Origin of the sequence: Bacillus cereus group sp. MYBK220-1, assembly GCF_051916445.1 — a bacterium.
Classification (GTDB): domain Bacteria; phylum Bacillota; class Bacilli; order Bacillales; family Bacillaceae_G; genus Bacillus_A; species Bacillus_A cereus.
This window is the reverse complement of sequence record NZ_JBQAGQ010000007.1, coordinates 73,500-88,893: the sequence shown is the minus strand read 5'-3', so window position 1 is coordinate 88,893 and position 15,394 is coordinate 73,500. Positions and strand designations below refer to the sequence as shown.

Genomic DNA, 15,394 nt, shown 5'->3' with positions numbered 1-15,394 from the left:
ATATTGAAACTTAACGAAATAATCATTTTTATAAAAAGTGAGGAATAACAATATGATTTAACAGCAGAAGAGATTCCTGAAATATTAAAAACATAAAATCACAAGCAGCCATAACGGGTGCTTTTTTCTTTGTTATAAAGAAATTACACATTAAGCATGTATTTATACGCGCTGTTACGACACGCTAAGGAATAGTAATAAAAAGATGAGACCAATAAAACCGTATAAAAACCAAAAGAATCCTAATACGGGGAATATTTTATGAAAATTAAGCATGATAAACCTCCTTGGGTATATAAAGGATTATAATATATCGTTGGTCTATATAGAAGGAAAAACATAAATTGGTACATGTTAAACGAAGGGTTGAATAAAATGGAAATTCAAATTAAAGGATTCTATATAAATAGGTAGAATCTAATTATTTAGTTCACACTTTAATCCAAGGGGTACAAATTCGATGCGACGTGAAAAGGATTTGTTGAAACAATGGAAGGCGGATTTGCAAGCTATTCAAGAAGAGAAGAGACTGAAAAAGAAGGCTAAGAAAAAAAATAAGAAATATAGCATTCCGGGTAATACAGCTGACTTCATGGATGGCAAGAATACTTATCGTAAAGAGAATGGGGTTTGGAAACAAAAGAATAAATAAAGTGAGAATAAAGGATTTAGATTAAGTGTATGGTAAGTATCGTAGGCGCTGCCGTGTTCTGGTTAGCGTCTTGTTTGATGTTAAGGAAAGATAAGGGGTGAGATAGACTTGCAAATCGAAATATTATTAGTCTGAAACATAGACTAGTAAACAAACAATTTCTAACTTTTAATCATAGAATATGATGAATTCTAATTTTAGAGGAGGGAATCATATCTATGGGATGGGATAATAATTTTGGGCATTCTCGAGATTGTAATAGATTTTGGGATGATTTAGTATTTTGCGGATGTGGTCGTAGACGCAGAAGAAACGATTTTAACAACTGCCATTGTAGACGTGACTGCGATTGTGATGAGTGTCGTCGTAGACGTGATCATGACCGCGATCGTAATCATGATCATGGTGACCATCGAGAGTGGTAAATTCTTTTGAGAGAGTGCATATCTTAATCGCACTCTTTTTTATTATGTTTTTATCATTTTAGCCAAGAAGACTCCTTCCTCAAGGAGCGTGAAGGGTCACAGCCGAGTGAGTAGGTGGGAGATGAATTGGCTTCGAACAAGGGATGGCAGGAAGCCATCTTAATTGTTCGACTTACAGAAAGTTTTACTCCACTACCTATCGAATGTACGTTTGGTATATAATAGTCATATACTGAAATGGAGGTGAATTAAATGATAATTAATAAAGCCTTTAAGTTTCGTATCTATCCAAATCAAGCACAAGCAATTCTAATTAACAAAACGATAGGTTGTTCTCGCTTTGTATTCAATCATTTCCTATCCCTATGGGATCACGTATACAAAGAGACTGGAAAAGGTTTAACATATGGTACATGCTCTGCCAAACTTCCTGCCATGAAGAAAGAGTTTGTTTGGCTCAAAGAAGTAGATAGTATTGCGATTCAGTCGTCTGTTCGCAACCTTGCGGATGCATATACACGATTTTTCAAAAAACAAAATAGTGCCCCGCGTTTCAAATCCAAGAAGAATAACGTACAATCTTACACCACAAAACAAACAAATGAAAACATTGCCGTTGTAGGGAACAAAATAAAGTTGCCGAAACTAGGCCTTGTTCGATTTTCCAAAAGCTGCAAAGTAAAGGGACGTATTGTAAATGCGACTGTTAGACGAAACCCTTCTGGCAGATATTTTGTGTCACTATTAGTTGAAACAGAAGTACAAGAACTTCCGAAAACACATTCTTACATTGGAATAGATGTAGGACTAAAAGATTTCGCTATTTTGTCAGATGGTAAACCTTATAAAAATCCGAAGTTTTTCCGATTATTAGAAGATAAGTTGGCGAAAGCGCAGCGTGTTCTTTCTAGAAGAATGAAAGGATCTTCTCGCTGTAATAAACAACGAGTAAAGGTAGCTAGAATTCATGAATACATATCAAATGCTAGGAAAGATTACTTGCACAAAATCTCAACTGAAATCATCAAAAACCACGATGTGATCGGTATAGAGGATTTGCAAGTATCGAATATGTTAAAGAATCATAAGTTAGCAAAAGCAATTAGTGAGGTATCATGGTCACAATTTCGAACAATGTTGGAATATAAAGCAAAATGGTATGGCAAACAAGTCATTGTCGTATCGAAAACATTTCCTTCCAGCCAATTATGTTCTTGTTGTGGATATCAAAATAAAGACGTTAAAAATCTAAACCTACGTGAATGGGACTGTCCTTCTTGTCGTACACACCATGATAGGGATATTAACGCAAGTATCAATATAAAGAATGAAGCGATAAGGCTTCTAACCGCAAGGACTGCGGGGTTAGCCTAATCAATTAGAGTTCGATAGAACTCTTTACTTAGGAATCCCTCACTTCTAAACAAAGTGAAAGTGGGGGTAGTTCAACTCTCTATGATTTATCTCAATATTGTTGTCATATTTTTGGTTGACATAAAGGCGGATGAAGGCATTTTCTTTAAGAGGTTTATTTCCAGGTTTTACACTTCCAAATGTAACTGTTTTTTCTATCCCATCCTTATTATAAGTAGATAAAGTATAGAATCGTTGGTTCCCTTTTATCTCACCGTTGTTTGTTATCTGTACATAATATTGTTCGGTTCCCATTCTATTTATAGTAGGTGATCTTTCGCATCCAATAGCAAAACTAGAAAATAGTGCGAGTAATACAGATATAACTAATGATTTTTTCATATAACACTCTCCTTGTTTGTGTATATAGAAAATTATAGTAAGGAGTTTATAGTGGAAAAATTGATTTTAGTGACATTAATATTACAAAACTTTAAGGAGTAGCTCATTAAGGATTTTTAATAAAATAGTTATTGTATTGAACAAAAAAACATGCACAAAAATTGTACATGTACAGTAAAAAACTATGTCTTGTCTAAGTAAATATATGCTTGGCTTATACAAACTGTGAGTCGTTTTTCATTAAGGAAGATGTTAGAGAAGATTAGAATAAAAATTTTATTTTGTATTAAGTTGGAATATAAAAAGAGCACTTAGTAAAGTGCTCTCGTGACGAGTCTCATTTTATAACGACTATTTTATAAAGAAAGGAACTCAGAATATTATATGTGCGCCAGTCAATTGAGTACCTTGTACAAATAAAGAGCAGCTAGCAAAAGCTAACTGCTCAGGTAATGGAATATGGTTCGAAATGGGTTGTTTACAGTATTGACGGAATATTGAGTTTTATTCAGGGGCAGAAATAGTATATGTACAAACTGTAGGCTGAATTAAATAAAAAATAACAGAGTTGCAACGTAGCAAGATAAAACTGAAATAATAGAAAACATGGTTTTAAGTTTTCGGCGTTCTTTTTCATCCTCCGTGGCAAACAAAATATATTTTCGTATTCCAAATACGAATAGCCAAATGCCAAAGGTTAATCCGAACATTCCAGCAAAGAAATGAAGATTTGGGAATGAAGTAGAGGTAGTAGCGGATAAAAGTACAGTTTTAATAGATAAATAAGAAAATGTTGTTAAAAGAGAACAATATATGATAGCAATAATCCATTTTTTCATAATAGTTACCTCCTTTTATGAAATAGTAAATTTATGTAAATGAAAATATTATATCATGAAGCACGTTTATTGTATGTAATGGAGACAACTGAACAAAATACTCCTTTTAATAGAAAGTGAGGAGTAACAACGAGACTAGGAAACCGTGGGATTGCATTTGGAATGCTTATCAATCTAGCGAATGAAAAAAATGTATCAAAGAGGGGGAGTGGTGCTTATAAGCAAGCGCCCGGCTCCTGTGAAGGTATTAAATAAAGGTGGCCGTGTACTAAATGAATTTTATGAAGCTAAAAGTACAGTAGACTATGACGGTGTGTATAAGCGAGCTATCGCATTTGAAGCGAAGTCTACAGAGAAAGATACACGTTTTGATTTGAAGAACATTGCACAGCATCAATTGGATTACCTGGAGAAAGCGGAGAAGATGGGAGCAATTTGTTTCTTCCTTATGTTGAAGAAGCAGTAGCACCAGCTATGTTTGATGGAATGATTCAATTTGATCAGGACCATAAGAAATTAGTAAATAGCATTGAAGCAGCAAAAGAGAAGATGGCTAATAAGAAACACAAATTATTAAAGGTCTAATGGATAACGGAACCATACAGAGTGGTGGGGGCTACTCGCGTTATACGTTTCGAAAAGGCACCTATTTAGGTGCTTTTTTGTTTGCATCTTTCGAGATGGACGAGCATATATTGGAATGTGTGGATGGATACCACTTTATATATCAGAGCACCTATCAATTATGGGTGTTCTTTTATTATGTGAAAATTTTATAAGTTGTGTGAGAGTTGAAAAATAGTATATTATCTTTCTCAATGTACATATTAAGAAAAGTTTTTAATATCATACATAAAAGGCGGGATAATATGAGTGAAAATAAGAAAAATGAAGAATTGAATAAGATAAAGAAGTATTATTTTAATGAGGACAATCAACCAGTAGCTGGTATAGAGTTAATTTTGCCGCCGGATATAGGAATCATGTTAGACCCTAAATCAGTTAATGATGAAAGTAGAGATATTGATAATGAATAAGTTTAATTTAAGCATCCATTCGGGTGCTTTTTTCTTTGTTGTATAGAAATTACACATTAACCCCCTTTAATACATGACTTAGGCATAGTTGGGAATGAGAATAATCATATAATGACACTGAACGGTTTCCAACATGTTCCCCTATATTTTTTCAAGGGAGAGCACTTATTGGGGGAGTGCTCTCTTTCGTTTGTACATAAGGAGGCTTTTATCATCTAATATCAGGTCAATATAAATACACCGTTACTCACTTAAAGAGCTCTATAAATAGGTATAGAGCTTTTTTATTGCACATAAGGAATTCCCAAACATACAATATCGAGTCAATGCCAACCAACTTATTCCTTTTCCGAGAGCTATATATATTCCGCTATAAAGCTCTTTTAGGTTGCGCCATTAGAACGGGCAAGGCATTGTCGTATATTTTATACTCAGAAGCTTAGGGCACTTTATAGTGTTCTTTTTTTATTGAACAAAATGGACATTTAAAAATAAGGAGATGATCCATATGGTAACTATGGCACGAAGAAAAAGTGGAGCTTGTTCAAAAAGGATGCAAAAAATACGCACCCGTGGCGGCGCGAATGAGAATTATGATTGGCAGTGTAATTATATTCAGCAATATTATAGATATTCCTCATGTATTTGCTGATGGTTAAAATCCGGATGTGAATGAGGTATTTAAAGATGTCCAATCAAACGACGGAAAGATAAAGAATTATATAGAGGGCCAATTATACAATCGTATTGTAAATGCGTTTGAACCGGTTATATTCTTAATTAAAGTGGTGTCATACCCAATAGCATCCGTTGTAGCGTTATGTGGTAGTTTGTTCATTATGGTTGGTAGTCAGGAGCGAGGATTCAGTCTAATTTCAAGGGCAGGTATCGGTTATAAAGTGGTGCAAATGATTCCGTTATTTATGAGATTGCTAAGGCTATTTAGTCCTACTTAATGTAGGACTTTTTCATATGATAATAACCATCTATCGTTATTATCAGACAACATATCTTAACTCAACATTCGCAATAAATAGTTTTATGTTTCTAAAATTGTAATATATTTACATAAACAAAAATCAAAAGTATGATGAAGGTGCAAGCTATAAAACTATTAAAGGGGGATTTTTTATGTTAAAGAAACTAGCAATTGGAGCATTAGCGACTGGGGTCATGTTATCTGGAGCTGGCGGTGTGATGGCGGCAGAAAACACACCAACTTTAAGTAAGGAAAAGGTTGCAGACTTAAATACTTTAAGTACGGCGTATACTACTGTTAATGTCTATGGGAGCACTGTTGAGTTTGCTGTAAAAGGCTTAGAAAATCCATTCACTTCAACGTATTATCAAAAAATAGCTTGGACAAATAGCTATTCGAATCCAAATAATTATAATACATTAGCAGTAGCATATCCACAAAGCGGGAATGGTTATCAGGCATATGGATATGAATCATTAAATAATGTTAAACAAAAAATAGGCTCTGGTCAGACTGTCTATGGTTTCGCCCTAGCAAATAACGGAACCTGGTATCCGGCTGGACAAGCTATAATTAACTATTAAAATTTAAAATAAAAAGGAGTCCTAGTGGGCTCTTTTTTTACTTGTAGGAATTTCTTAACCATCATGGAATACTGTTTACAATATGCAAATATGCATATTGTATTTATTTGGGTTTTTTGTATGTTAAAATTATATATAAAGATTTTTATATATATAAAACCTTAAATCAAAAATATCCAATGGGTTTTGAGAGGTGTTATATGTTTACAAATAAGAAATTAATTCGAATTGGTCTAACAATATTTGTATTTTTATGTATAATTGATTTTTCAATCGGTTATTTTCAATCATATCTTGCATCAACAGCAGATATTAAATGGACAATGCCAGAAATGTGGGAAACTATTTTGATAGATGCTCCTCGAGGTATACTTGTTCTTTTAGGTGCAATCGCTTTGTATGATTTCACAAAACAGACATCAAAAAAAGATGCATCAATCTAATCATGTCTTTCTTCAATTAAAAATTTCATGATAGTAATCTTAAAAAAAGCCCTGATCAGGGCTTTTTTTCTTGTTACTGATAATGAGACACTATATCTGACTTACATAAATACCCTATTTGTTCAAATCAATCCTTGCTGATGGTACAATTAAAGCCATGGAGGGGAATTATGGGAATTTATTATGTAATACCACTACTTCTTATAAACGGCACTGCGTTATTCTTATTTTTCTTGTCTGTTTCACCAAAAATTAAGACTAAAAACCTATCATCGATAATGGTCTGTTTAGGGATAAATCTAATCACAAGTCCAGCGGCTTTTCTTATAGGTGGGATAGCTGATTATGCAGGTGTGGCGGCTAATTATGGGGCTTATTTTGCGGGTGAGTCGGCAACAGCGCCTCCTCTAGTGAGTCGTGTGCTTTATTTTTCGGGAGGATTTCTCTTCATTCAGGGAATACCACTCCTTATACTAATTGTGGCTTTGTGGAAGGTTGCAAGAGCAAAGAAAATAAATTAAGTATAGAAGTACATGATGAAAGGGTGGATTCCTTTTTAGAGGAGGGATCCGTTTTTTTCTTGCTATCGATTATAATGCGTTATGTTAAATAGAATTGTATAGAGCATTCATTTATTTTTCTTTTATAGATCAATTCATAATATAATATAGAAAATATTTCTTTGTTTCGTCGATTAAGGAGGGAATTTAATATTGGAACAAGAAAAGATTGATATTTTAGCTGAAACCTTATTATTGGAGGTTATAACACAAAAAGTTGAAATGATAGAGCAGCTGCCCATTATGCTAAAAGGTATTGACTATTTAAATGGTTGGGCAGAAGTCATTTCAAAAACAACAGAATGTGAAATTTTTGAATCAGATGCACCCAGTGTAATGAATTTTTTTACCGTAGGAGAAAAAGTTTTAATTGAGCTAGAGATGCCATGTCTTATATCAACATGGCAGAATAGAGAACAACTTCTGAGAATTACAACTACTGTGAAAGCAAAATGCTTAGTTTCTCATGCAGAAGTATTTGATTGGAACAATATGAATAAAATAGAATTGTTAAATCGCCAAAAAGATGTGCAATTTGTAGAGTTAAACTATATAGATACTGAATGTGATGATATTCGTGCTTATTGAATTAGACAAAACAATAAATTCTAGTTTTTGACGTATTTAGTAATTCATGTACTTTTTCTGCAGATTTAGAATTAGCTAATATCTTATCCATAGATTTTAATAAATCTGAATTCCGTATAATTAGAACAACATTTTCCATGTACTAAAAACCTCCTAAAGTGTTCTTTAAAAATTTCACGTACTATATGTTTAATATATTTTTATACACCAAATAATCAAGGGCATACTGTCTCTGAAAGGACGTAAATATCGTTTAGAATCTCACATGTAATTACATAAAATATAATCATAATATCCATATATGATTTTCTGTGTAGGGTTTTCTTTTCAAATATTTGAATTGTCTCGAAATAATAGGAACGATTTGTACATTTTTTAAAGTGTAAATCCAGTTAATTGATAGTTGATTTATTTTTATACAGCCAAATAGCTACATCAAATTGTATTAATTTTTTGATTATTAAAAATTTCATAGTAGGAGTTTGATAATTATAATTTATAAGAAGTAAATATGAAAAAGTTAGAGAATTATCTTAGTTATTAAATAGATTCTGCCTATACTTTAAGTAGAGCCCAACTTATTAAATTTAAATAGTTTATATGTTCATATATAGAATTTTGAAGGGGGTAAATTGTAAATGATTCCAACGTCAACATATGTGGGTAAATGGGTATTAGATGACTTAACACTTGCATCAAGACCAAATCACGGGATCAAACTAAGTACATTTAAAAAGTTAGAAAAACTTTATGTAGAATACAGAGAAATGATTGAGGGAGATACTAGCTTTGAAATTACGCATTATCTGCTAGAGTTTATCAATCCACATAATCTTTTTGTAGTAAGAGATGGTTACTATATATTTGATAATAAAACAATGAAATTTATTAAAGTATCGGAGGATATTCATTTTTCAAATCAAAGCTTAGCGTATTGTAATAATGGCGTTGCAGTGGATTTAATAAACGGAAAAATGCATTTTTTAGAAGGACATTATTATAAAGTTAAGACCTCATATGTTGATTTGTTAAAAGGAGAAACTATCCCTGTAATGGTACTAAGTCATTTAGATAATAATGTTGGAGTATCAGTCCCTTTGACAATGTTTAATGAGGAAAGAACTTTTAAAATTTCAGAGAGTTATATAGTGGATCTTACCTCAAAGAATTGTAACAATGAGAGTGAATTTAATGAAAAGGGAAACGTAATAAGATTTCTAAAACCTTCTATTGTGTAGTTAAGTATATATGTTAATTAAATTCATAATGAATTTAAGAGGGTGAAGAAAATTTCTTTTGAAATGTATACAGCCTTTCGAGATAAAGTAATTATAAAAGATGGATATAAAGGATTGGTGGAATTAATAAATACAAGAAGCTGCTTTAAAGTTTCCATTTGTTAAAGAATATATAAAAGTTAATCATAGTAAAGATATTCCATTTACAAAGAAACAGATAAATGAAGCATTTGCAGAAGATGATTTTCTATATATGAGGTGGCACATAGGAACCTGGGAAGAAGAGAATGATTATTATACAAATTTAAAAGATAATGAATGGTCATTTATAGTCAATCTCAAGAACTACAGAGATCCAGAACATAACGTGGCACCTATCATATTATTTATGAATGTGGTTTTAAAGGAAGTAGCAGCACATATTATAAGGCTGGAAGTTTGATATGGTGAGGCTGATGGACCGGAAGAATACTTTTTATAAATAATGAATTTAAAAAGAGTAGCAGTAATTAAATATTGCTGCTTTTTATTTATACACTAGAAATTATTGTTGTTAGCGTTATATATATTCATTTATAATAGAATATGGAAAATTTTACACTGCAATAATAAAGATTTTAGTATATAAGAGCTGGGAGCAGCTCTTTTTATTTTGCTCAGAGGGAGTGTGAAAAAAACAAGTTTATGTTAGTAGCGAAGTTAAAGGATTTAATAGAAAATAAAAAATTAGAATTAGTAGAATTGGTAAATAAACATGGCTTTAGTCATACGAAAGTCCTCTATTTAAGTCAGGAAATTGATAACTTAATTAATAAATATATGATTATAAAAAAAGGAACCCTATAATAGTAGGGTTCAAAGGGAACAGATACATAAAATAAATAAAGAGAATAATTTTATTATATAAGAAATCTAATACTGTAATATTGAGAAAGTGTAAAACCTTAATTAAATATTTTGATTTGAAAAGTGATATGATTACGATTTTAAAATTAAGAACAGATTTAATAGAGAAAGCGTTTAAACTAACTCATATAAAAGAAGACAGCAACGCTAGTAAACAGGAAATTAATATTGCATTTAATTTATATGAAGAGTTACAAAAAATAAACGAACCTAAGAAATTTAAATTTTATCTTTATAATGAAAAGCAAGCCAGTGAATTCTCATCATCTGATTTCTCAAAAGACGCTAAAAAAATTACACGTTTATGGATACATCTTTGCTTTAACTTAATGATGATGGGATACGGAAAAGATTCGTATCGATAAATTTTTTAGGGGAAAATAGTTAATCATTGATATAATTAAATTTACAATATATTGAAAGGAGGAGCTCAATTTGAAGAAAACATTAATTGTTGGAGCAATATGCTTATCGCTCGCTTCTTTAACTGCATGTGGTAATGAAGAAGCATCTTCTGAAGCGAGTAAAAATGAGATTGTAATACACATACCTAAAGAAAAATCTAGAAATCTAGAACGATTTGAAACATTTTCTCAAAATGTAAAAGATAAGAAAAATGACGAGATACACATTAAAAATTATTTAATTGACGAGGAGGCCAAAGTACCGAGTGTAGACACTGTAACTTATCAGAATGAGAAATTTACTTTTATTCACAAGTACAAAAACGACAATAGAAAGGATATATGTAATAAGTTCGTTACTCCTCAAGAAACACATGGTCTTGCATATATGCTAAGAGATTGCACCCAGTCAGAAGATGGTATTATACTTCAATATACAGCGAAGGATGGTGAGGGATCACACTCCATAAAAAATAAACCTGTTGAATTTATTGAAGTTGAGGGTGATAAAAAATACATATTTGTTAAGGATTTAGAGATTGGAGACTTCTTGAATGCTATCAAATTCACTCACTTCGATACCCCAACAAATCCATCTAACATAAAAGAACCAAATTTTAAAATCAATGTTCATTATTTAAACGGAACTACCCAGACGTATCATTTGTGGATTGACAAAGATAGATCAAAAGCATTGCTTATGGACCCAGAACAAATAAACCATGGACATGAAATCGATAAAATATTTGTAGATAACATAATAAAAGCATTAAAGTGAACAATACATATCTTAATGCTCCTCGTTAAGGTGCATTTTTTCGATGGAAACATGAACTTAATTACTAAAAAATTGACCGCTCTCACAGGTGGTTTTCTTATGCGTTTATCCCAGTCATCTCGTCTAACACATTATCCTTCGGGTACAGAAAACATATTGTCAGTCTACAACTACTGTTTCAATAGTCTAAAACATATTTTTAATCAAACAGATTCTGCTTTTTTCTCCTTGTGTTAAAGATAAGATTGTATTCTTTAAGCTTCTCTTTTTTTGTAGATTTTTGATACGGATGTTTTTGCCCACCTCGAAAAGGAGGAATACGGGATTCAGCCCATCAAATTAAGATTTTGAGCTTCTCCTTTAACGAAAATTTTGTGTTTTTTATCGCAAAGAAGTTCATTTTTATCGTTTTTGGGGCAACCTGTTTTGTTAAGCTTGATGGGCATGGGGTCCCGCCGACATTACGCGAATTTCGTACGCTAAGGAATCATGCGGTGTCTTTTTTTAACATATCGATCAATACATTAAAATATAAAAATAATTTGTTACACTTCCGTGTACCCTAGCTGATATAATGTATAAGGCAATTATTGGTTAATTAATAGCACACATATAATAGGGAGGTACAAAAGTCATGGAGCTAATAATTTCTTCATTTGTATTAGTAGTAATATTCTTTATTCTTTCGATATCTTTAAGTGGTAAAGGTCAGCGAATAGCAAAAGAAGTTTTAAAAGAGCTTATTAATGGTCCAGAGGGAAAAATGTTGGTAGGTTTTTTTTGATCTGCAGCAGTTACTGGAGTAATTTTTATCATTTGGCTTTTATTGAACTAAGCATTCCAGTTACTTAGGCTGATAGAAGGTGCAAGAAAATTACTGGATAATTAAAGGTACATATATATTAGGGAGGTACATAAGTAATGGTATTTATAATAGTGTTATTTTTCATATTTATAATCTCTATTATTCTTTCATTATTTTCAAAAGGTGAAACTCAGCAAGAAGCAAAAGAAGTTGTAGACGACATTGTTACCGGTCCTAATGGGAAAACACTCTTAATCGTTGCTGTGGTATTTGTAATCGGAGGGATACTTATTGTTGGTAGTATTGTAAATAATGGCTATGAACCACCTTCAAATCCAAGTATGCGAAACGATCGTACACCTTTGAAGTGTGCTCATTATGGTGGCGAATGGGACACAGGTGGTCTTTTTGGAGAAGCTAAATGTGTTTATAATAAAACTGATGAATTGGATAATAAATAGTATATAAAGGCCTTATCTTTTTTATAGGAAGATGAGGCTTTTTTATGCATAAAGAAAAGACAGCCAAAGGTGCCTTCCTCCGACTTGAACCATCTTAATTTTAATAATATGTATTGGACGCCAATAAAATATTATTTTACCATATTAAGAAATATTTAGGTACAGCCACATGCCCATCGAGCTAAAGTTTTATTACACCCCCAGAACAAAATTTTTAGGCTTTCTAGTAACGAAAAAGCTTATTTATCGTTTTGGGGGTGACCTGTTTTCTTAGGCTGATGGCAATGTGGCGAGACCTCATTTTTTGTCCTTCTTATAAGAAGGATTATGGTAATTAATCAGTTCGCTTGTTTGACAACAACAACCGTTTTTACGTATGTAAACTTTGGTTAGTTTAAGTTGTCTTCCGTTTTCGAATCTCATGTCATCAACTCTTATGATAGGATAACTACATGTAGAAGATGGTAGGGGATACTTTAAAATTCTAGCTTGATGGGCATGTAGTGCTACCCCGCGCAGAGGTTTTATACTTATTTTCAATAGATAAAACTACATGAAAATAAAAAATTAGTAAAAAAGTGAAGAATTATTTGTCTAAATATATAGAATTTTTAACAAAATTTCATAATTATGTTATATAATGATGTTAATAAACCATATTTTAGGCATTATCCCCGATTGTATAGAATAAATAATTTTTCGATGAGCTAAAGTATTTTGCTAAAAGAACTTGTAGCGGGGCCTGCTACAAGTTCTTTTATGTTTTTAGTAAAGCAAAATAAGAAAAAAGGAGGGAATACAAGCATGACAAGAAATTTTAAGAAAGCAGCACTTAATTCGTTAGATGGGAAATGGGGAGTAGGTATAGGAGTATCAGCTTTATTCTATTTTGTACCAACCTTAAGTGCATCAGCAATCGCCACTTTTATGTATTTAATATTTGCACTGTTTATCGGGATAATTGGCCCGGATGTGTTATTTATTTATTCAATTGGTGGGGAACCACAAGTAGATCCAACAGCACTTGCTGTACTTATTCTAAGTTATATTGGTTTAGGTGGGGTTTGTTTCCTAATTTATAGTGTCATACAAGGTATCTTCAATTATGGATATTCTGTTTTTACTTTACACTTAGGGAAAAAAGAAGATGCTAAGGTAGACGATGTATTTTCGGGATTTAAAAAGAAGAATGTATTTAAATCAATGAAATTGGGGCTGCTGCAAGCTATTTTTCTTTTTTTATGGAGTCTCTTATTAATTGTTCCAGGTATTATTAAATTTTTTTCTTATTCCATGTCGTATTACATATTAGTAGAGAATCCTGATTATACAGCAAGTGAAGCATTGAGAGAAAGTAAAAGAATAATGAAAGGACAAAAGCTAAAGTTATTTGTTCTTTGGTTATCATTTATTGGTTGGTTTTTATTATCTGCATTTATCGGAATGTTTACATTTAATCTATCATTTATTTTTATTTCTCCTTATTACAACACAACTGTCTCACATTTTTACTTAGATTTAATTAAAAAACAGGATATTGGAAAAGCGAAGGTAAGTATATAAATAAGAAGAAAGTTTGGAATAGGTGAAATGTATACTATTCTAATAGTGGATATGCAATTAAGCATATCCTTTTTTAATAATATATTAAAAGACTTAAGCTGCTGGATATATCATATTTACTATGATTTGAGCAAGGGTAATGCAGACATGTTACAAGTTAGAGTGAATGGGGTAAGGATAACGTAAACGTGTTGCAAGCCAGATGGAATGGAGTAAGGACCATAAACAAAACATGTTATTGTTGGCTTGGAATAAAGTTTGATTATACATGCTTTGAAAATCATTATTGAATGAGCACTAAAAAGGATCCAATTTGAAAAAAGATTAATCAAAATGGATTCCCATGTTAAAAATTTGAATGTAAATTTAAAAAAGATTGATTAAAATTCATAAACATATCAATTATAAAAGCTTACTTGTACTAGAATTTTATTTTCAATAAAAAATTATAATAGATAGAAATTAAGATTAATACTACTAATCTGTGCATTCCATCTCTCTCTTTTTTGCTTTAAATGTAGATTTTCGTTTTACTTTTATCTCAGCAAGTATAACACCGCTTAGAATAAGGAATGCTCCAATATACCCTTTGAGTGACAATACTTCGTTCATGAATAGGTATGCAAATAGTGCAGAAAATACAGGTTCTAATGAAAAAATGAGTCCTGTATGTGTCGGTGTTGTGTATTTCTGTGCCATCGCCTGAATGATGTAGGCAAGAGCACTGCAGAATATACTTAATACCAGTACAGCGATCCAACTTTCTTTAGTGGATGGAAGTTGCGGCTCTTCGAAAATCAGGGCAGAGAGTACGCCAAACCCTCCTGCAAATCCCAACTGAAGAATTCCAAGCTGCAATGTATTGGCAACTTTAGCCGCCCTTCCGGTGACAATAATATGAAAAGCATAAAAGAGAGCAGCGAGTATACAGAGTAAATCTCCAGAATTAAGTGTTAATTGATTATTCAAAGTCAGTAAACCAATTCCAGTCATTGCAACAAGGGAACTAATGATTAGTCTGTAGCTCAGTCGATCCTTAAACAGAACGATAGATAATAAAGGGATAAAGATTACGGTCAAACTGGCTAGAAAACCAGCATTTGAAGCTGATGTCGTTTTTAAACCTAAGATGACTGAAGCAGATACAACGAAAAGTAAAAATCCTAGAATAAAGCCGTATTTTAAGGTGACAAAATGAATTGAACGAAATTGTTTAAAAAAAACAGCAGCACAAACCAAAAAAGCAATACCAAAGCGTAATGCAACAAGAGAAAATGAAGGGACAGTTTCCAATCCGATTTTCATAAAAAGGTAGGAAGTACCCCAGGTCATTGTAACAAGTAAGATCATAAGATTAGCCTTTATTGGTTTCATTTT

General features: G+C 32.0%; 18 protein-coding genes and 3 pseudogenes. 18 read left to right on the top strand and 3 right to left on the bottom strand.

Annotated elements, in window-relative coordinates; genetic code table 11:
- Positions 1-460 precede the first annotated feature (460 nt).
- The 3 genes from ACTFRU_RS23345 (at position 461) to tnpB (ending at position 2,451) form a co-directional block, all read left to right on the top strand.
- Positions 461-652, top strand: a complete 192-nt coding sequence (locus tag ACTFRU_RS23345; protein WP_071732262.1) for a hypothetical protein — start codon at positions 461-463, stop codon at positions 650-652.
- Positions 653-870: 218 nt separating this feature from the next.
- Positions 871-1,077: a hypothetical protein gene (locus tag ACTFRU_RS23340; protein ID WP_078386047.1), complete on the top strand. Its 207-nt coding sequence runs from the start codon at positions 871-873 to the stop codon at positions 1,075-1,077.
- A 252-nt stretch (positions 1,078-1,329) separates the two neighbouring features.
- Positions 1,330-2,451, top strand: a complete 1,122-nt coding sequence (gene tnpB / locus ACTFRU_RS23335; RefSeq protein WP_078386048.1) for an IS200/IS605 family element RNA-guided endonuclease TnpB — start codon at positions 1,330-1,332, stop codon at positions 2,449-2,451.
- Positions 2,452-2,496: 45 nt separating this feature from the next.
- On the opposite strand, the gene ACTFRU_RS23330 is transcribed toward tnpB, so the two are convergent.
- Both ACTFRU_RS23330 and ACTFRU_RS23325 read right to left on the bottom strand, forming a co-directional pair.
- On the bottom strand, positions 2,497-2,832 hold the full coding sequence (locus ACTFRU_RS23330; protein ID WP_078386049.1) for a DUF1093 domain-containing protein: 336 nt from the start codon (positions 2,830-2,832) through the stop codon (positions 2,497-2,499).
- A 548-nt stretch (positions 2,833-3,380) separates the two neighbouring features.
- On the bottom strand, positions 3,381-3,671 hold the full coding sequence (locus ACTFRU_RS23325; protein ID WP_440037906.1) for a hypothetical protein: 291 nt from the start codon (positions 3,669-3,671) through the stop codon (positions 3,381-3,383).
- A gap of 162 nt (positions 3,672-3,833) precedes the next feature.
- Between ACTFRU_RS23325 and ACTFRU_RS23320 the strand changes: the two are divergent.
- From ACTFRU_RS23320 to ACTFRU_RS23250, 15 genes and pseudogenes are all read left to right on the top strand, one after another.
- Positions 3,834-4,256, top strand: a pseudogene (locus ACTFRU_RS23320) (Holliday junction resolvase RecU).
- Positions 4,257-4,540: 284 nt separating this feature from the next.
- Entirely contained in the window at positions 4,541-4,708 is a 168-nt protein-coding gene (locus ACTFRU_RS23315) for a hypothetical protein (RefSeq protein ID WP_001293569.1), read from the top strand.
- A gap of 510 nt (positions 4,709-5,218) precedes the next feature.
- Positions 5,219-5,664: pseudogene (locus ACTFRU_RS23310) on the top strand (hypothetical protein); the annotation flags it as partial.
- A gap of 175 nt (positions 5,665-5,839) precedes the next feature.
- The gene (locus ACTFRU_RS23305; protein WP_000914195.1) at positions 5,840-6,271 is read left to right on the top strand and encodes a hypothetical protein; all 432 of its coding nucleotides are present in this window, start codon (positions 5,840-5,842) and stop codon (positions 6,269-6,271) included.
- 179 nt (positions 6,272-6,450) lie between these two features.
- The gene (locus tag ACTFRU_RS23300; protein ID WP_025118347.1) at positions 6,451-6,714 is read left to right on the top strand and encodes a DUF3937 family protein; all 264 of its coding nucleotides are present in this window, start codon (positions 6,451-6,453) and stop codon (positions 6,712-6,714) included.
- A gap of 170 nt (positions 6,715-6,884) precedes the next feature.
- Positions 6,885-7,235: a hypothetical protein gene (locus ACTFRU_RS23295; protein ID WP_029948484.1), complete on the top strand. Its 351-nt coding sequence runs from the start codon at positions 6,885-6,887 to the stop codon at positions 7,233-7,235.
- A 192-nt stretch (positions 7,236-7,427) separates the two neighbouring features.
- Complete coding sequence (locus ACTFRU_RS23290) at positions 7,428-7,862, top strand: hypothetical protein (protein ID WP_000434467.1); 435 nt, start codon at positions 7,428-7,430, stop codon at positions 7,860-7,862.
- A 638-nt stretch (positions 7,863-8,500) separates the two neighbouring features.
- Entirely contained in the window at positions 8,501-9,100 is a 600-nt protein-coding gene (locus ACTFRU_RS23285; RefSeq protein WP_087967516.1) for a hypothetical protein, read from the top strand.
- A gap of 63 nt (positions 9,101-9,163) precedes the next feature.
- A pseudogene (locus ACTFRU_RS23280) lies at positions 9,164-9,542 on the top strand (hypothetical protein).
- Between the two features lie 242 nt (positions 9,543-9,784).
- Positions 9,785-9,946: an aspartyl-phosphate phosphatase Spo0E family protein gene (locus ACTFRU_RS23275; protein WP_048538488.1), complete on the top strand. Its 162-nt coding sequence runs from the start codon at positions 9,785-9,787 to the stop codon at positions 9,944-9,946.
- Positions 9,947-10,074: 128 nt separating this feature from the next.
- Positions 10,075-10,371 carry a hypothetical protein gene (locus ACTFRU_RS23270; RefSeq protein ID WP_239502861.1) on the top strand — a complete coding sequence of 99 codons (297 nt, stop codon included), beginning with the start codon at positions 10,075-10,077 and terminating at the stop codon, positions 10,369-10,371.
- A 70-nt stretch (positions 10,372-10,441) separates the two neighbouring features.
- Entirely contained in the window at positions 10,442-11,188 is a 747-nt protein-coding gene (locus ACTFRU_RS23265) for a DUF4362 domain-containing protein (RefSeq protein WP_098593052.1), read from the top strand.
- A gap of 634 nt (positions 11,189-11,822) precedes the next feature.
- Positions 11,823-11,972, top strand: coding sequence for a hypothetical protein (locus ACTFRU_RS23260; RefSeq protein WP_173602496.1), 150 nt, complete (start codon positions 11,823-11,825; stop codon positions 11,970-11,972).
- Between the two features lie 137 nt (positions 11,973-12,109).
- Entirely contained in the window at positions 12,110-12,454 is a 345-nt protein-coding gene (locus ACTFRU_RS23255; protein WP_017656435.1) for a hypothetical protein, read from the top strand.
- Positions 12,455-13,258: 804 nt separating this feature from the next.
- Positions 13,259-14,017: a DUF975 family protein gene (locus tag ACTFRU_RS23250; protein ID WP_078385678.1), complete on the top strand. Its 759-nt coding sequence runs from the start codon at positions 13,259-13,261 to the stop codon at positions 14,015-14,017.
- 477 nt (positions 14,018-14,494) lie between these two features.
- On the opposite strand, the gene ACTFRU_RS23245 is transcribed toward ACTFRU_RS23250, so the two are convergent.
- Positions 14,495-15,391 (bottom strand): DMT family transporter, encoded by an 897-nt coding sequence (locus tag ACTFRU_RS23245; protein ID WP_078385675.1) that lies wholly within the window; start codon positions 15,389-15,391, stop codon positions 14,495-14,497.
- Between the last annotated feature and the right edge of the window lie 3 nt (positions 15,392-15,394).